General features: G+C 73.6%; 14 protein-coding genes. 7 read left to right on the top strand and 7 right to left on the bottom strand.

What is annotated here, in order from left to right; all coding sequences use genetic code 11:
• Positions 1-40: 40 nt before the first annotated feature.
• Positions 41-3,202 (bottom strand): alpha-N-acetylglucosaminidase, encoded by a 3,162-nt coding sequence (locus K7C20_RS10520; protein WP_053208841.1) that lies wholly within the window; start codon positions 3,200-3,202, stop codon positions 41-43.
• A gap of 399 nt (positions 3,203-3,601) precedes the next feature.
• On the opposite strand from K7C20_RS10520, the gene K7C20_RS10515 reads away from it, so the two are divergent.
• From K7C20_RS10515 to K7C20_RS10505, 3 genes are read left to right on the top strand one after another with little or no spacing between them, the layout of a single operon-like run.
• Complete coding sequence (locus K7C20_RS10515; RefSeq protein ID WP_053208840.1) at positions 3,602-4,453, top strand: GNAT family N-acetyltransferase; 852 nt, start codon at positions 3,602-3,604, stop codon at positions 4,451-4,453.
• Positions 4,450-5,349: a lysophospholipid acyltransferase family protein gene (locus K7C20_RS10510; protein ID WP_048829691.1), complete on the top strand. Its 900-nt coding sequence runs from the start codon at positions 4,450-4,452 to the stop codon at positions 5,347-5,349. Before K7C20_RS10515 ends, K7C20_RS10510 begins: the two co-directional genes overlap by 4 nt.
• A complete protein-coding gene (locus K7C20_RS10505) occupies positions 5,342-6,073 on the top strand; it encodes a DedA family protein (RefSeq protein WP_053208839.1) in 732 nt (243 codons plus the stop codon). The genes K7C20_RS10510 and K7C20_RS10505 overlap by 8 nt, the downstream gene beginning before the upstream one ends.
• On the opposite strand, the gene K7C20_RS10500 is transcribed toward K7C20_RS10505, so the two are convergent.
• The 4 genes from K7C20_RS10500 to glnII form a co-directional block, all read right to left on the bottom strand.
• Positions 6,049-6,672 (bottom strand): winged helix-turn-helix domain-containing protein, encoded by a 624-nt coding sequence (locus K7C20_RS10500; protein ID WP_053208838.1) that lies wholly within the window; start codon positions 6,670-6,672, stop codon positions 6,049-6,051. The genes K7C20_RS10505 and K7C20_RS10500 overlap by 25 nt on opposite strands.
• Before the next feature lie 557 nt (positions 6,673-7,229).
• Complete coding sequence (locus K7C20_RS10495) at positions 7,230-7,889, bottom strand: rhomboid-like protein (protein WP_246655293.1); 660 nt, start codon at positions 7,887-7,889, stop codon at positions 7,230-7,232.
• Between the two features lie 205 nt (positions 7,890-8,094).
• Complete coding sequence (locus K7C20_RS10490) at positions 8,095-9,015, bottom strand: DUF6891 domain-containing protein (protein WP_030083649.1); 921 nt, start codon at positions 9,013-9,015, stop codon at positions 8,095-8,097.
• Positions 9,016-9,159: 144 nt separating this feature from the next.
• Positions 9,160-10,182, bottom strand: a complete 1,023-nt coding sequence (gene glnII, locus K7C20_RS10485; RefSeq protein ID WP_030083651.1) for a glutamine synthetase — start codon at positions 10,180-10,182, stop codon at positions 9,160-9,162.
• 345 nt (positions 10,183-10,527) lie between these two features.
• On the opposite strand from glnII, the gene K7C20_RS10480 reads away from it, so the two are divergent.
• From K7C20_RS10480 to K7C20_RS10470, 3 genes are all read left to right on the top strand, one after another.
• Positions 10,528-11,436, top strand: coding sequence for a Gfo/Idh/MocA family protein (locus K7C20_RS10480; RefSeq protein WP_078953001.1), 909 nt, complete (start codon positions 10,528-10,530; stop codon positions 11,434-11,436).
• A gap of 105 nt (positions 11,437-11,541) precedes the next feature.
• Positions 11,542-13,095, top strand: a complete 1,554-nt coding sequence (locus K7C20_RS10475) for an AMP-binding protein (RefSeq protein ID WP_053208837.1) — start codon at positions 11,542-11,544, stop codon at positions 13,093-13,095.
• Positions 13,096-13,256: 161 nt separating this feature from the next.
• The gene (locus K7C20_RS10470; RefSeq protein ID WP_030083656.1) at positions 13,257-13,529 is read left to right on the top strand and encodes a hypothetical protein; all 273 of its coding nucleotides are present in this window, start codon (positions 13,257-13,259) and stop codon (positions 13,527-13,529) included.
• Between the two features lie 91 nt (positions 13,530-13,620).
• On the opposite strand, the gene K7C20_RS10465 is transcribed toward K7C20_RS10470, so the two are convergent.
• Positions 13,621-14,187, bottom strand: coding sequence for a PadR family transcriptional regulator (locus tag K7C20_RS10465; protein WP_030083659.1), 567 nt, complete (start codon positions 14,185-14,187; stop codon positions 13,621-13,623).
• A 28-nt stretch (positions 14,188-14,215) separates the two neighbouring features.
• Positions 14,216-16,231 carry an NADPH-dependent 2,4-dienoyl-CoA reductase gene (locus tag K7C20_RS10460; RefSeq protein WP_030083661.1) on the bottom strand — a complete coding sequence of 672 codons (2,016 nt, stop codon included), beginning with the start codon at positions 16,229-16,231 and terminating at the stop codon, positions 14,216-14,218.
• Positions 16,232-16,611: 380 nt separating this feature from the next.
• Here K7C20_RS10460 and K7C20_RS10455 point away from each other — a divergent pair, with 380 nt between their 5' ends.
• Entirely contained in the window at positions 16,612-17,481 is an 870-nt protein-coding gene (locus K7C20_RS10455) for a HalD/BesD family halogenase (protein WP_030083662.1), read from the top strand.
• Positions 17,482-17,632: the final 151 nt, after the last annotated feature.

The raw sequence follows: 17,632 nt of genomic DNA, 5'->3' as shown, positions 1-17,632 counted from the left end.
CCCTCGCTCGTGGTCCGTTGCCGGTCAGCGTACGCGGCGCTCAGGCCGGGTTCCACCGGCGGAATTCCGCCGTACCGCGGTCCCCGGTCGCGGAGTTGGCGGCGGACTGGTGCAGACCGGCGTCCTGCCGGGCGGCGGCTGCGGGGACGGTCACGGTGGCGATTTCGCGCCAGGTCGCGCCGTCGTCGGTGGAGCAGGAGCCGGTGTACGTACCGCCGCCCGCGCCGTCCTTCCCGCGGGTCAGGCGGAGCAGGACGGGCGCGGTGATGCCGGTGATCCGCCGGTAGGTGTCCAGGGTGCCGTCGCCGTTGGCGTCGTAGGAGAGCACGACGCCGTTGGCGGGGGTGACGGACAGGTTGAGGAAGCCCAGGGCGTCCGGTGTGCCCGGGGCGGACGGCGGGGCGAGGCGGTTGCGGACGATGAGGCCGGCGCGGGCCCAGGGGCCGGTCGGGTCCTGGGAGGTGACCTCGACGGTGGCCGAGCCGCCGGCGGTGAGCGCGCCCGGCCGGTAGACCGCGCCGAACTCGGCGGTGGCCTTCCACAGGTCCGCGCCGCCGCCGTTGACGGCCAGCCGGTCGCCCAACTGGCCGAAAACCGCCGCATTGGTGGTGACGGTTCTGAGCTCGTCGTCCAGCGGCCCGGCCACGAACAGGGTGCCGTGCCGCGCCGCGCGGACCCGTGGCTCGCCCTTCGGGCCGTAGTCGGCGCTGAGGTCGTAGGGGAGCGGGTGCAGGGGGGCGTTGAGGGGGCCGGCGGGGGCGGTGACCTGCCAGCGGGCCCGGCCGGTGCCGCCGGGCGGGAGCGACGGCAGCGACACCGGGCCCGACGCGGTGGCGTCGATGCCGGTGAGCGCGAAGTCCACCCGGCCGGTCGCCCGCAGCCCGTTGACGTTGCGCAGCGCCGCGGTGACGGTGGCCCGGCCGCCCGGCGGCAGGGCGGACGGATCGGCGGTGACCGTGATGGTGCCCTGGTACGGGGCCTTGGCGAGGGTGTCGTGGACCCGCTGCGCGGTGCGGTACGCGTCGGTGGTCGGGCGCAGGGGATGGCCGGTGCGGGCGCGGGTCCAGGGCTCTTCCAGGGCGTACCAGTCGAAGGTCTTCGGCGGCCGGTCCGCGGCCAGCGCATCCGACAGTTCGTCCAAGTACGCCTGCCACTGCGGCAGATGGACCTCGCCGATCAGGCCGTGCCAGTCGCGGTTGGCGTAGTTGGCGAGCGAGCCGCCGTCGGCGGTGGCCCGGTCCGCCCAGGTGGTGATCAGCGCACGGGCGCTGTGTTCCAGCCGCGCCTCCTCCTCGGGGCCGGTCGCCATGGCCCTGGCATCCGCCAGCCACGGCCCGAGCAGGAACAGCCGGTGCGCGCCGGTGACCTCGTCGCTGAGCCGCATCAGTCGCAGCCACAGCCCGGACAGCGCACGGAAGGTCGCCCGGTCCTTGCGCCGGTAGGCCTCCTGGAGCTGCCCGATCAGCTGCCAGGACCGGTTGGCGAGGGCCTGCCGGGCGGCATCCGTCAGATCGTGGCGGTAGGCATCGCTGCCGCGCAGCGCCGGGCGGACCCTCAGCAGCGCGGCGAACGCGGTGTCGAACCCCGCCGGGTCGAAGGCCGGGGTGTGGGTGGCCCAGACCGTGCCGGAGCGGGCGGCGAGGCTGGGCCGGGCGGCGAAGACCGAGTCGTGCGGACGGCCGTCCTTGCTGGAGATCTCGTACGCGCTGGTGCGCAGCGCGGCGTACGCGGCGCGGGCCCCCTCGTCGCGGGCGCCGTAGCGGAGGTCGGCATAGCCGTCGAACCAGGCCGTGCGGTCCACCGGGCGCTCCCGCCAGGCCAGCTCGCTGAACAGCTCGAAGGCGGCCGGGTCGCGCTCGGCGGCCTCCGGCATGTACGCGGTCCCGGCGAGCTCGCTGCCCGGCTTGTCGCGCCAGGCGGTGAAGCGCTCGGCCCAGATGTGGGTCTTGGCGCCGATGGTGGTGCGGCCGCCGAAGTTGGGGATGGAGCCGAAGGCGTACGGCACCCCGCCCCAGTCCCGCTCCCGGTCGGTGACCGTGTCCAGGTCGCTGAGGCCGTCCACGATCAGCATCCGGTCGTGGTCGACGGCGTCCAGCAGATCGCGCCGGGGGTTCTCCTGCCAGCCCAGGATCACCCAGGTGGCATCGGGGCGGGCGGTGCGCAGCGCCTTCTCGACGGCGCGGGCGGCGTCCGGTACGGGGACGTCCCCGGGGTCGCCGCCCTCGTGCAGCAGGTCCATCTTGAAGTGGTCCGCAGGTCCCAGGAGTTGCTGCTGGTGGCGGTAGAAGGAGGCGGCGGCCGCGGCGAAGACGTCGGTGCGCGGATCGAGCCAGTCGGGGCGCTTGAGGCCGGACCAGGTGCCCTGCGGCACGGTGCGCGCCCCGGGGTTGCGGGCGGCGAAACCGTCCGGGACGGTGCCGAAGTAGCCGGGCAGGACGGGACGCATGCCCAGCGCACGCAGCCGGTCGGTGATCCTGCGGCCCAACTCCGCTCTCTTGTCGATCAGTTGGCGGCTGAGCGGGCCGTCGTAGCCGCTCATGTTCTGCAACAGCCACCACGGCTGGTGCGAAGGCGCCGGGAGCCAGCCGCGGGCCTCGGTGTCGGAGTAGCCGAAGTCGGTCAGCAGCCGGTGGTAGACGGCCTCGGAGCCCGGGGTGACCAGCACCTCGTTCACCCCGTGCAGCGCCAGCACGTCGATCATCCGCTCCCAGTGCGGCCAGTCCGCGTACGGGGCGGTGTAACCGTCGTGGGTGTCGTTGAGGGCGAAGCGGTGCGGCAGAGAGGTGGCCCGCTCCATCGGGGAGGCCGGGGCGGGCAGCCGGTCCGGCAGCGCCGTCTGGTCGCCGGCCCACGACAGATGGGCCCGGCAGGTGTATTTGAGGTACCAGTTCACGCCGGTCAGCAGCACCGCGGGGGTGGTCCCGGAGACCGTGATCCGGCCCGCCCGGCCCTGCACCCGGAAGCGGTCGGCGCCGCCGTCCGGGGCGAGCGGCACCAGCTGGAACTGATCGGCGTGCCGGGGCAGCAGCCGGGCCAGCGCCGCCTGCGCCGGTGCGGTGTCATACGCCCGTGCGGAGTCGTACGCCGGTGCCCGCTCCCGGCTCCGGGCGGAAGTCCCGGCGGGGGCGGCCCCGCCGAGCGCCGCTCCGGCGCCGATCGCTCCGGCGGTTCCCAACAGTGCGCGTCGTGACGGTCGGCTCACGTGTGCCCCCACGGCTCGGTGGTAACAACAGTCCCGTGCGGGGGCACGCTAACGGTCGGTCAGCCGCGGTCCAAGGGGGCCAGGGCCGTTGGCGTCCGTCAGCGCCCGTCGGCTGGGGGAGTCGGAAGGGCAGTAGGGGGCGTGCGCCCTCCGGGCGGCGGCGACCAGTGTTCTGCGGACCCTCACCCGTTCGCTCCCTGGGCTTCACGCGCCCGGCCGTCGGGCACGGGAACAGTCTCCCGCGTAGAGAAGGGCCAGGTCATCGGGTGAACGCCCCCTCCCCAGGGGGCACCCGCACCACTGCGGAGCAGTGCAACGGCTGCCCCGCGCGGCCCGCAGGCCCGCTGTCTCACCGCCCCGTCGACTCGCACAGCCTCCCCACTCCCCAGGAGGGCTCTCATGAGCATGGCATCGACCGCGTCCGCCGCCGTCCCCCACACCACTCCCGCCCCCGCACCGGCATCCGTACCCGCCCCCGCACCGGCACCAGCAACCGCACCAGCAACCGCCCTCACACCGGCAACCGCCCCCGCCGACCCCGGCTACACCGCGGAGATCGCCGGCACCCGCGAGCAGATCCGCGCCGCACAGCGGCTGCGTCACCAGGTCTTCGCCGAGGAGATGGGCGCGACCCTGCACTCCCCGCTGGCCGGCCACGACATCGACGCCGTCGACGAACTCGCCGACCACCTCGTCGTCACCCACACCGCCACCGGCGAAGTCGTCGGCACCTACCGGCTGCTGCCGCCCGGCCGCAGCCCGCGGCTGTACTCCGACGGCGAGTTCGACCTCGGCGCCCTGGCGGGGCTGCGCCCCTCCCTCATCGAGGCCGGCCGCTCCTGTGTGCACCCCGACCACCGCGGTGGCGCCGTCATGACCCGGATGTGGGCCGCGCTCGCCCGCTACACCCTGCTCTCCGGCCACCGCTACCTCGCCGGCTGCGCCTCCGTCCCGCTCGCCGACGGCGGCACCGCCGCCGCCCACGCCTGGGGGCTGGGCCGGACCCGCTACGCCGCACCGCCCGAGCTCCAGGTCACCCCGCACCACCCCTGGCACGCCACGCTCCCCGTCCCCGACCGCCCCGGCCTCGCCCAGCTGCCGCCGCTGCTCCGCGGCTATCTGCGCATCGGCGCGTTCATCTGCGGCGCGCCCGCCCACGACCCCGAGTTCGATGTCGCCGATTTCTTCGTCGTCCTGGACATGGAACGGCTGGGCGACCGCTACCGGCGCTACTTCCTGGGGGAGCGGTGAACGGTCCCTGGGACGTCTGGTCCGGCTGCACCCCGGACTGCGCCGCACACGCGCTGCCGCGCGTACCGGCGACCCGTATCGCCCGCCGCGGCGCCGCGTTCGCCCACACCGTGCGGCGGGCGCTGACGGACGGCGAGCGGATGGCCGACCCGGTACGGCTGCGGGCCCACGCCGGGGCGCTGCTGGAGGCGCTCGGCGTCCGCGTCGAGGGCGCGGCCTCCCTCACCGCGGGGGACGGCACCGGCACCCTCATCGTCCTCAACCACATCTCCTGGCTCGACATCCTCGCCCTGCTCGCCGTCGAACCGGTCACCCTGCTCGCCAAGCGCGAGGTCGGCGGCTGGCCGGTCGTCGGCGGCCTGGCCCGCAGGGCAGGTACGCACTTCATCGACCGTACGAGTCCCCGCCGGCTGCGGCACACCGTCCAGGAGGTGGCCGAACTGCTCGGCTCCGGGCGGTCGGTGGCGGTCTTCCCGCAGGCCACCACTTGGTGCACGGCCGACCAGGGCACCTTCCGCCGGGCCACCTTCCAGGCCGCCCTCGACGCGGGTGCGCCGGTCCGCCCGGTGACCCTCGGCTACACCCAGCAGGGGCTGCCCAGCACGGTGGCCGCGTTCTGTGGCGAGGACACCTTTGCCGCCTCGCTGCGCCGGGTGCTCGCCGCCCGTGAGCTGACCGTACGGGTCACCGCGCATCCGGTGCTGACGGCGGCGGACGGGCGCCTGGGCCGGCGGGAGTTGGCGGAGCGGGCGGCGCGCGCGGTGCTGGGCGGCCGGCCGGGAGCGGGGGCGGTGGTACGGCAGGCGCCCGCGCGGCCCGCACTCCTGCCCGCCGCGCCGCGGCCGGGCTCCTCCGTGCCGGATGCTCCTGTGCGGGACACCCCGGCCCATGTTTGAGCAGCTGGACCAGCTCACCGAGCCGCTCCAGGGCATGCTGGGCTCGCCCTGGCTGTGGCTGATCGTCCTGCTGGTGTCCGGCCTCGACGCGCTGCTGCCGTTCATGCCGAGCGAGACCACCGTGGTCCTGGTCGCCGTGCTCATCGGCCCCGACCTGCCGCTGCTCGCCCTGCTGGCGGGCGTCGCGGCGGCCGGGGCACTGGCCGGTGACTGCCTCGGTTATGCGGTGGGACGGTACGCGGGCCCGCGCGCGATCGCCCGGCTGCTGCGGGGCCGGCGCGGGCGGGCCCGGCACACCAGGGCCCGCGCGAGGATCGAACGGCATGCCGCGCTGCTCGTCATCGCCGGCCGCTTCCTGCCCGGCGGCCGGGTGGTCGCGGCGCTGTCCACCGGGAGCGTCCGGTTCCCGCTGCGCCGCTTCGTCCTGCTGGACGCGCTGGGCGCGGGCATCTGGGCGGTGTGCAGCGCCGCCCTCGGCGGTCTGGGCGGCGCGGCGCTCACCGATTCCCCGGCGAAGGCGATGCTGCCGGCTTCCGGAACCGGGGTGGTGGTGGCGTGCGGTGTGGGATATCTGCACCGGCGGGCGCCCCGGAGGACGGGGAACGGACCCGCCCCGGGGAGCGAGCGCTGTCCGGCCGGGCGGGGGAGCGGCTCCCCGCCCGGCCGCGGCCCCGCGAGGAGGGCCTCCGAGCCCCGGCCTCAGAGGCTCGGCACGTACTTGTAGCCGACCCGCCGCACCGTCACGATCGACGACCGGTGCGCGGCGCCCAACTTGCGGCGCAGCCGGGCGACATGGACATCGACCGTACGGCCGTCGCCGACGTGCCCGTAGCCCCACACCGTGGTCACCAGCTGGTCGCGGGTGTGCACCCGGTGCGGATGCGCCACCAGATGGGCCAGCAGCTCGAATTCGAGGTAGGTCAGGTCCAGCGGCCGGCCCTGGACCTGTGCGGTGCGCTGTTCGGGGTCGATCCGCACGATCTCGTCGCCGGTCGGCGCGCTCACCACGGGCCCGGCGGCCGGCGGCGCGGCCGCGACCTGCTCGGCGGGTACGAGGACGAGATAGCCGACCATCGGCGGCTGACCGGGCAGCGCGGGCAGGCTGTGCTGCGGTGCCGGAAGCCAGGTGGCGCCCGAGTTCAGCAGCTCGGACACCGACTGGACGCTGTGGTCCGGAGCGGCTCCGCCCGGGGCGGTGGCGGGCAACGGGTGGGCCTCGTCGGGTGCTACGGCGCGCAGGCGGTGACGGTGCGGGTGCGGGGCGGGCTGGGCGGGGAGGGGAGCCGTCGCGGAACCGGCGGTCAGGGTACGGACGTTCGTCATCAGGAGTCAGCTCTTTCGCGCAGAGGGGCGTCGGGGACGTCGTGCGCGCGGGCAGGGCGTGGAACGCCGGTCAGCGGCGTCGGTGAGGCGTGTGCGGGCCCGCGCTCAGTGCGCGCGGCAACACAGACGGTCGAATGCGTGCGCCTGCCGGGACGGCCAGAAGGGCTCGAGGTCGCTGCGACCCGTCGCGGTGTCTGTAAGGCTGGCCATGGCACCCATTCAACCAGACGGTCGGTGATCTGTCCCTCGGGTGGACGGCCCTTTGACGGGATTCCGCCGCGCCGCAGCCGCGCAGGTACCGGGACCGGGGGCGACCCGGTCCCGACTCCGCTTTTCCGTAGGGGAGTTGGCGAAAGCACGGCGGGCCGGGCGGGTGGCTGGAATCCGCTTCGCGGGGCATGTTCCCCTATGGGCGGCGCAATGCGGATATCTGCGAGATGCGCCGTTCGCGCCTGGACGCCCAGGATTCACGCCCGGGGTTCACGCCCCGCTTCCCCGCCCCCCGGTTCATGCCCCGCTTCCACGCCGCGGGTTCATGCCTGCTTCCACGCCCGGGTTCACGCCCGGATCTGGGAGTTCGCCTCCGCCCCCGCCCCCGCCCGCATCCCCGTGCCGACCCGCATCCCCGTCCCCAGCGCCACTCCGATCACGAGCGCTGCCAGATGCCCGACGTCGGTGAACGTCCGCCCGCGGCGCAGTACGGGGCGTACGCCCAGTGCCAGCAGACCGGCCGTCGCCGCGGCCCGCGCGCCGTGGTGCGGGACGGTCGCGGCGAGGGCGCCCACGGTGGCGTTGAAGCCGTAGCTCGCTCCGACGTCGATGGCCCGTGCGGTCGTGTCCGGCGGCTCCGCACCCGTTTCCTCGGTGGCGTGGGTGGGGGAGACCCGGGCGGAGGCCGCGGTGGCGGTGGCGGTGGGGGTGCCTGCCCGCGTCCGCCGCCGCAGGGCCCCGTAGACCAGCAGGCTGGCCCCCGCATGGCCGGCCGCGAACACCCCCGCCGCACGCCATACGCCCCATCGCGCCTCGGCCGTGCCGAGCGCGGCGAGCAGCGCGGCGCTGTACGCCACCGGCAGCGGATCCTCGACGAACACGGCGCTGGTGGCCAGCGTCTGCCACCGGCCGGCCCGCAGATTGTCGACGTTGGTGGAGTGCGTACGCAGCAGCTCCGTTCGCCGCCGGCCGGGCAGCTGCGCGGTGGCATACGCGCCGAGCTGCACGGCGCCGACATACAGCGACGCGGCCCAGGGAACGGCGGCCGGCAGGCCACGCGGTGCGGTGGTCCGCGGGACGCGCGGTACAGCGGTCGGCAGGCCACGCGACAGGGCTGTCGGCAGGCCACGTGACAGGGAGATCGGCAGGACGCGTGGTAGGGCACGCGACAGACGACCGGAAGCTTTCCTCCGCGATGCGGCGCCCGGCATCTCAGGCCCCCGTCCGCGGCAGTCTCTTGCGCCAGTCCAGCGGGGCGACCTCGATGACCCGGTCCGGATCGCCGTCCCACTGCGCCGGCAGGCCCGCCTCGGCGAACGCCGCCACCACCGCCCGTCCGACGCCGGCCCGGTCCTGCGCGGAGGCCTCCCCGGCGTCCGCGTAGGCGCCGTAGCGGACCGACAGGCCATGGCCCTGCACGGCCGACTCGGTGTCCTGGAAGTGGAAGAAGACGAAGCCCCGGTCTCCTTCGCCGCGTTCGGCCGCTATCTCGCCCAGCGCGCAGTTGCTGCAACAGCTGAAGTTCATCCGGGCGGTCAGGCCCCGGGCGTCCAGTGCTTCGAAGGCCTGCTCGACCCGGTCGGCGTCGGTCACCGCGGGCCACTCGGCCTGCTCGGCGAGCCGCTCCTCCCACAGGCCCCCGACGATCCGCCGCGCCTCCTCCAGCGAGACCGGGGGATCCTCCGGGCCGAAGGCGTCACAGACGCCCTGGGCGACCTCATGGAAGTCCCAGAAACCGGAACAAATGTCCTTACGGGCCCGCTCCTCGGCGGCCGCGCGGGTCTTCGGGTCCAGGCCGGGGGTCGAGTAGAGATCCGCCGGCTGCCAGTCGAGCGCCGTACGCCAGGCCGCGCCGCCGCGCGCCCAGTCCAGGAAGAGCCCGACGACCCGGTCGGTATCGTCGCTCTCCGCGCGGAAGTGCCGCTCCGGAGCGCCGTCGCGGTACTCGACCGAGAACGGCCCGTCGCCGTCCCGCCAGGTCTGCACGAACACCTGGCCCTGTTCGGGGAACCGCTCGACGACCACGAAATGGTCGTCGTCGGCGCCGATCCGCCGCAGCAGCCCGGCGAGTTCGGCTTCGTCCGGGCGTGCGCGGTCCGGCCCGGTCTCGGTCTTGACGCTGATCGCAAGCATGCCCCCAGCGTGCCAGCCGCCACTGACAAACGGCCCCTGAACTGCGCCCGCTTGCGCCTGCCTGTGCCCGGCGAGGGCCGTGCGGCACAGGCGAAGGGGCCGGACCACAGCGGTCCGGCCCCTTCGTCCGTCGTGCTGGAGACGTCAGATCTGCTCGCGCCGCGCCAGCTCCGTGCAGCAGGTGTCCACCATCAGCCGGGTGACCACATACGGGTCGACGTTGGCGTTCGGACGCCGGTCCTCGATGTAGCCCTTCTTCTCGACCTCGACCTGCCAGGGGATCCGCACCGAGGCGCCGCGGTCGGAGGCGCCGTAGGAGTACGCGTCCCAGGGGGCGGTCTCGTGCGCGCCGGTCAGCCGGTCCTCGATGCCGGTGCCGTACTGGCGGACGTGCTCCAGCGGCTTGTCGTCCTGGCCCAGCGCCTCACAGGCGGTGATGATCGCGTCGTAGCCCTCCCGCATCGCGCGGGTGGAGAAGTTGGTGTGCGCGCCCGCGCCGTTCCAGTCGCCCTTGGCCGGCTTGGCGTCCAGCGACGCGGTGACGCCGAACTCCTCCGCCACCCGGTGCAGCAGCCAGCGGGCCACCCACATGTGGTCCGAGACCTCCAGCGCGGGCAGCGCGCCCACCTGGAACTCCCACTGGCCGGGCATGACCTCGGCGTTGATGCCGGACAGGCCGAGGCCGGCCGCCAGGCACAGGTCGAGGTGCTTCTCGACGATCTCCCGGCCGAAGATCGCGTCGGCGCCCACACCGCAGTAGTAGTCGGCCTGGGGAGCCGGGTAGCCGCCGCCCTCGGGGAAGCCGAGCGGGCGGTCGCCCTTGAGGAAGGTGTACTCCTGCTCGATGCCGAAGATGGCTTCCTGGTCGGCGAACCGCTCCGCGACCGGACGCAGCAGCGCACGGGTGTTGGAGGGGTGCGGGGTGAGGTCGGTGTGCAGTACCTCGCACAGCACCAGCAGGTGGTCGCCGCCGCGGATCGGGTCCGGGCAGCTGAAGACCGGCTCCAGCACCAGGTCCGAGGCGTGGCCTTCGGCCTGGTTCGTGCTGGACCCGTCGAAGCCCCACCGGGGCAGCTTGCTGCCGTCGGTCAGAATCCTGGTCTTGGAGCGGAGCTTGGCGGTCGGCTGCGTGCCGTCGATCCAGATGTACTCGGCCTTGATGCTCACGGGGTCCTCTTCACGGGGGTGCGGGGTACGGTGCGGGCGTACCGCCGCACTCTCGCAACGCGCTATTTCTCGTCCGTTGCCCGTTTGTGAACCACAGGTTACCGAGCCGGACATCCCGGCGTTCCTAAGGTTTTCCACCCGAGTTGCCTGGGATTTCCGGTGTGGATGTGCCGGTCGTCACATCATTCCGATGTGGCGGAGGCATTAGGGGGACGCTTCTGCGGCACCGTACGACGTGCGTGCGCGGAGCGCCACCGGCCGGCCCCTCGGCCCTCGGCCCTCGGCCCTCGGCGCGGCCGGGGCGAAATCGGCGCCCCGGCCCGCACCCCGCGAGACACTGGCCCCATGACGACCCCGCGCATCGGACTTCTCGGCACCGGACCCTGGGCGCGGAGCGTCCACGCCCCCGCCCTCGCCGCGCACCCCGGCGTCGAGTTCACCGGCGTCTGGGGGCGCAGACCGGAGGCGGCCGCCGCGCTGGCCCAGGTCCACCGCACCCACCCGTACGAGACCCCCGACGAGCTGTTCGAGGCCTGCGACGCCGTCGCGATCGCCCTGCCGCCGTCCGTGCAGGCCCCGTTGGCGGTCCGCGCCGCCGAGGCCGGCTGCCATCTCCTCCTGGACAAGCCGGTGGCCACCTCCGTGGCCGAGGCGCGCGCCGTCGCCACGGCCGCCGACCGGGCGGGCATCGCCTCGGTGGTCTTCTTCACGGCGCGCTTCGGGGAGCAGGAGGGGGAGTGGATCGCCGCCCAGGCCGCGGTCGGTGGCTGGTTCACCGCGCATGCCGACTGGCTCGGCTCGGTCTTCGCCGACGACAGCTCCAGCCCGTACGCCGACTCGCCCTGGCGCCGCGAGAAGGGCGGCCTGTGGGACGTCGGCCCGCATGCGCTGTCGGTGCTGCTGCCGGTGCTCGGCGACGCGGAAGCGGTCACCGCGACCCGGGGCCCGGCCGACGCGGTGCTGCTGACGATGCGTCACGGCAGTGGCGCGGCCAGTTCGGCGACCGTCGGCCTGACCGCGCCCGCCGCGGCGGCGGGCGTCGAGGTCACCCTCCGCGGCACCGCGGGCGTCACCTCCCTGCCCCGCCGCCAGGACGGCCCCGACGTGGCCTACCGCCACGCCGTCGACGCCCTGCTCACCGCCGCCGAGACCGGACTGCCCAACGCCTGCGATATCCACTTCGGCCTCCGGGTCACCGAAATCCTGGCGGCGGCGGAGGAATCGCTCCCCTCTCTCATGCCTCACGGGTCATGACTTCATGGCGAAATTGGTCGTGGAGGGCATGAGCGAACGTCCGTAGCGTCATGGGCGTGACCCCTTCGTCACGCACCCGCCACCGGCCCGAAGGAACCCGCTGCCATGACGCCCACCACCGGCTTCACCAGCTATACCGACGCCCTCCTCGCCGCCCTCGCCCGTGACCCGTCCCGTACCGCGGTGACCGTGGACGGCGGCGAGGAAGTCACCGCAGGCGCCTTACATGCCACCGTCCACCGCATGGCGGCGGTGCTCGCCGGCCGGGGCATCGGCCGCGGCCGGACCGTCTGTCTCCTCGGCGGCAACCGCCCCGAGGTCCTCGCCGCCCGCTACGCCGCGGGGCTCCTCGGCGCCCGCGTGGTCTTCCTCTACGACGGCATGGCCGCCGAGACCCTGGCCCGGATCGCCACGAGCGCGGAGGCCGCCCTGCTCCTGGTCGACCCGGCCCTCCACGACACCGCACGGGCGCTGCTCCACCACACCCGGGGCCCGCTCCCCGAGGTCATGACCCTGGGGGAGGGGGCCCCCGGTCCGGGCGCCGACCTGCTCGCCGCCTGTGCCGCACTCCCCGCCACCCCCGAGGTGCAGAGCGCCGCCCGGCCCGAGGACGACTGGTGCATCCGGCACACCGGCGGCACGACCGGCATACCCAAGGGGGTCCGGATGGGGCACGCCCCGTATGCCGGGATGCTGATCCACCACCGCATGGAGGCCGCCGGCGAGCCGCCCCGCTTCCTGGCCTGCACACCGCTCGCCCACCTCGCGGGCATCTTGGCCGATGCCACGCTCGTGGCCGGCGGCACCGTCGTCCTGCACCGCGCCTTCGACCCCACCGCCGTACTCGCCGCCGTCGCCCGCCACCGCATCACCCACCTGTGGCTGCTGCCCCCGCTCCTCTACCGGCTCCTCGACGACCCCACCCTCCCCACCACCGACCTCAGCTCCCTCACCCGCATCTCCTACGGCGGCTGCGCGGCCTCACCGACACGGCTGGCGCAGGCCGCCGAGGTCTTCGGCCCGGTCCTGTTCGGGCTGTACGGCCAGGCCGAGGCGATGTCGATCACCGAGGCCCGTCCGGAGGACCATGTCCCGACCGGTCCCGGCGGGCGGATCACCGTGGGCCGCCCGCTGCCCGGCGTGACGCTCGCCGTCCGGGACGCGGACGGGCGGGAGCTGCCGACGGGGGAGCAGGGCGAGGTCCACGTACGCTCCGCGGGCGTGATGACCGGCTACTGGAAGCAGCCCGAGCTGACCGCGCAGGTGCTGCACGACGACGGCTGGCTGCGCACCGGCGATGTCGGCGTGCTGGACGAGGAGGGCCGGCTCTACCTCGTCGACCGGGTCAAGGACCTGATCATCGTCGTGGGCGGCCATGTCCACCCGGCGGAGGTCGAGGACCTGCTGCACACCCATCCGGCGGTCGCCCAGTGCGCCGTCTACGGGGTGCTCGGGGCGGACGACACCGAGGAGGTGCATGCCGCGGTCGTCGCCGCCCCGGGCCGCCGTGTGGACACCGCCGGCCTCCGCGCCTTCGTCACCGAGCACAAGGGTGCCCTGTACACCCCGGCCGCCGTCCACGTCCTCGACGCCATCCCCCTCACACCTGTCGGCAAACCGGACAAAAACCTGCTCCGCGCGACGACCGTGCCGGCCTGACGGCGGCCGCCGGGGAGACCGTCCCGGAGGCTGTCCCGACGGGCGCGCGTCGGCCCCTCCTCAAAGCCTCAAATCCCTCCTGGCCAGGGGCTTTTGTCAGTGGTGGCCAGTAGAATGGGAACCAGTCAGTGAGGGTTCATCCACGCTCCAGGAGGTCGCCGATGGCCGCTGCCACGCTCATGACGAAGCCGCCCCCGGCCCACCCGCTGCCCAAGAGGCCGCTGCCCGCCGGATGGCCGCGCGAACGGTACGAATCGCACAACCGCCGCCTGAAGGCCATGCGGCTGGCCATAGCCCTGCTCGACACCGGCGTCTACCGCCCCGAGCAGGCCCACAACCGCAAGATCCGCAGCACCGCGGCCGACATCGGGGTCCACACCCCCTCCGACACGACCTGCCGTCTGGTGCGCGCCCTCATCTACGACAACTGCTGACCACCGACCGGCACACAACAGGGCGGCCGGCCCCGGGACTTCCCCCGGGGCCGGCCGCCCCACGCCGTGCCCGCACCCTGCCGGAGTCGGCTCACCCACCCGAGCCGTCCCCGGTCCCCTCGGCGGCGTCCATGTCCGTCACCTCCGCCAACGCCTCCTCCAGCCACTGGACCCAGAACGTCTCCAGGCCGATCCCGGCCCGCAGCACGAGCCGCCGCAACCGGTCCTCCGGGCCGGCCGCGGCCCCGAAGTCGCGGCCCTCGATGTCCTGGTACTCCGCCAACTGCCCCCGGTGCTGCGTCAGATGCCGCCGCAGCTCCTCGTCGAGCCCGGCCCGTCCCACGACGGCCGAGGCCCGCATCCGCAGCAGCAGTGCGTCCCGGATGGGCTTGGAGTCCTGCTCGCCGGACGCCCAGCGGGTCAGCTCGGTCCGTCCCGCGGGCAGCACCTCGAACTCCTTCTTCTGCCCGCGGGAGGGCTGGTCGCTGGGCAGTGCCCGGATGAACCCGGCCTGCTCCAGCTTTCCCAGCTCGCGATAGATCTGCTGATGGGTGGCCGACCAGAAGTAGCCGATCGACCGGTCGAACCTTCGGGTCAGCGACAGCCCCGACGACGGCTTCTCCAGCAGGGCGGTGAGGATGGCGTGCGGGAGTGACATGCGGCAATCCTAGGCAGGCGGCAGCAGGTCACAGGGTCGCCGCCAGCTCCGTCCCCTGCTTGATGGCGCGCTTGGCGTCCAGCTCCGCGGCGACATCCGCACCGCCGATGAGGTGCACGGCGCGCCCCTCGGCCCGCAGCTCCTCGTACAGATCCCGGCGCGGCTCCTGCCCGGTGCACAGCACGACCGTGTCCACGGGGAGCGTGCCGGCCGCGCCGTCGACGGTGACATGCAGGCCCTCGTCGTCGATCCGGTCGTACGTCGCCCCCGCGACCGTCGTCACGCCCCGGTGCCGGAGCTCCGCACGGTGGATCCAGCCGGTCGTCTTGCCCAGCCCGGCGCCGACCTTCGACGTCTTGCGCTGGAGCAGATGCACCTGGCGCGGGGCCTCGGGGCGCTCGGGCGCCCGCAGTCCGCCGCGCTCGCCGTACGCCGTGTCGACGCCCCAGGAGCGGAAGTAGGTCTCCGGGTCCTGGCTCGCCGCGTCGCCGGCGTCGGTCAGGAACTCCGCGACATCGAAGCCGATGCCCCCGGCCCCCAGGATCGCCACCCGCTCGCCGACCGGCGCGCCGTCGCGCAGCACATCGAGGTAGCTGACGACGCTCGGGTGGTCGATGCCCTCGATCTCCGGGGTGCGCGGGGTGACCCCCGTGGCGACCACGATCTCGTCGTACGCACCGAGGTCCCCGGCCGTCACGGGCGTGTTCAGCCGGACCTCCACACCCTGCCGCGCGAGCTGCGTACGGAAGTAGCGCAGGGTCTCCTCGAACTCCTCCTTGCCCGGCACCCGCTTGGCGATGTTCAGCTGCCCGCCGACCTCGTCCGCGGCGTCGAACAGCGTGACCTCATGGCCGCGCTCGGCGGCGGACACGGCGCAGGCGAGCCCGGCGGGCCCGGCGCCGACCACCGCGAGGCGCTTGCGCCGGCGGGTGGGGGAGAGGACCAGCTCGGTCTCGTGGCACGCCCGCGGATTGACCAGACAGGACGTGATCTTCCCGCTGAAGGTGTGGTCGAGGCAGGCCTGGTTGCAGCCGATGCAGGTGTTGATCTCATCGGCCCGGCCGTCCTCCGCCTTGCTGACGAAGTCCGGGTCGGCGAGGAAGGGCCGGGCCAGCGACACCATGTCGGCGCGCCCGTCGGCGAGCAACTCCTCTGCCACCTCGGGGGTGTTGATGCGGTTGCTGGTCACCAGGGGGATGGTGACCGAGCCCATCAGCCGCTTCGTCACCCAGGTGTAGGCGCCGCGCGGCACCGAGGTCACGATGGTGGGGATACGGGCCTCGTGCCACCCGATACCGGTGTTGATGATCGTGGCGCCGGCCGCCTCGATCTCCTTGGCGAGCGTGACCACCTCCTCCAGGGTGGAACCGCCCGGAACGAGGTCCAGCATCGAGAGCCGGTAGATCAGGATGAAGTCGGTGCCGACCCGTTCCCGGGTGCGGCGGACGATCTCCAGCGGGAAGCGCACCCGGTTCTCGTACGAGCCGCCCCACCGGTCCGTGCGCCGGTTGGTCGCGCCGACGATGAACTCGTTGATCAAGTAGCCCTCGGAGCCCATGATCTCGACCCCGTCGTACCCGGCGGACTTGGCCAGCTCCGCCGCCCGCACATAGTCCTCGATGGTCTGCTCGACCTCGTCGTCGGTGAGTGCATGCGGCGGAAAGGGGCTGATGGGAGCCTGGAGGGCGCTCGGCGCGACCAGATCGGGGTGGTACGCGTACCGCCCGAAGTGCAGGATCTGCATCGCGATCCGGCCGCCCGCCGCATGCACCGCGTCGGTCACGGTCCGGTGCTGCGCCGCCTCCTCCTCGGTGGTGAGCTTGGCCCCGCCGTCGTACGGCCGTCCCGCCTCGTTCGGCGCGATACCGCCGGTCACCATCAGGCCGACGCCGCCCCGCGCACGGGCGGCGTAGAAGGCCGCCATCCGCGCGAACCCGTTCTCGGCCTCTTCCAGGCCGATGTGCATCGACCCCATGAGCACCCGGTTGGGAAGGGTCGTGAACCCGAGGTCGAGCGGGCTCATCAGGTGCGGGTACTGACTCATGGGGGCCTCCTGGCGCGGTGGTCGTGACAGCAGTTGTAGACCAGCCGAGGAGCCTTATGCAACAAGTTGCATAAAACAGTGACGCAGGCGACGCCGGCCCGCCCCGGGCGCCCTTTGCCTCCTCGCCCCGGGTGCCTTCCCCCTTGCCCCTTCACGGCGCGCAGCCGCCGCGTCGGCGCAGTGTGACGTATCACAGACAACACGGGAGCGCTGTGGGAACTTCAACTGTGCTACTCCTCAATGGAGTTGCCGACGAGCTGACGGTGCGGGCCGACGGCGCGCGGACCGCACGGATCGCCTGGTGGGGGCGGCCGGAGCGACGCCGCGGGCCGGCGGCGGGCATCCGGCTCGGGACGGTCTGTCCGCGTGGAGAGGATCGAATGTCCACTTTGCAAGCCATCGCGCTCGACCAGGTGGTCGACACCGCCCGGTACCCCCTGGCACAACTCGACAGTGCCGAGGGGCGGGCCGTGATGTCCCGTGCCCGGCGCGAACTCTCGGCTCTCGGCTGCACCGTGCTGCCGGACTTCATCCGGCCGTCGCTCCGCAAGGTGCTGGAGCAGGAGTGCGCGGCCTTCGCCCCCCAGGCGCACTTCGACGTCGAGACCGTCAACGTCTACAACATCGCGGTGGACCGGGCGCTGCCCGAGGGCCACCCCGGCCGCCGGACCTTCCAGCGGGGCAACGCGTTCGTCGCCCGCGACCGCATCCCCGCGGACTCCGTCATCAGCCGGCTGTACTCCCACACGGCGTTCCAGGACTTCATCGCCCGCTGCTTCGGACTGCCGCAGCTGCACGAGCTGGCGGACCCGCTCTCCGGGCTGGTCCTCAATGTCGTCGCGCCGGGCATGGAGCACCCCTGGCACTTCGACACCAACGAGTTCACGGTGAGCCTGCTCACCCGCCAGGCGCAGGACGGCGGCGTCTTCGAGTACTGCCCGAACATCCGGTCCGCCGAGGACGAGCACTTCGACGACGTCCACGACGTCCTGGACGGCCGGGGCGAGCGGCTGACCCGCCGCCTCCCCCTGCAACCCGGTGATCTGCAGCTGTTCAAGGGCCGCTATTCGCTGCACCGGGTGAGCCCGGTGCGCGGCGAGCTCGCGCGCCACTCCGCGATCTTCGCCTACAGCGAGCGCCCCGGCGTCATCGGGAGCGTGGCACGGACCCGGCAGCTCTTCGGCCGGGCGCTGCCCGAGCATCTGGCGGCCGAGGGCCGGGCCGTCCGGGGCGACCGGCTGCTGGACTAGCGAAGGGCGACGCGCCGTCGCCTTGACCGTCGCCCGCTCCGCGCTCCAGGAGGAGCGGGCACGGTGGGTGACGGCGCGAGTATGGACGAGTGACATCACAGGTCCCCACGACGCGAATCGAGAGAGCAGAATTGAATACCCGTCAGGAAAG

The sequence above is a fragment of the Streptomyces decoyicus genome (genome assembly GCF_019880305.1).
In the GTDB taxonomy this organism is placed as follows: Bacteria; Actinomycetota; Actinomycetes; order Streptomycetales; family Streptomycetaceae; genus Streptomyces; species Streptomyces decoyicus.
The sequence above is the reverse complement of the archived record's forward strand: the minus strand, read 5'-3'. Positions and strand labels throughout refer to the sequence as shown.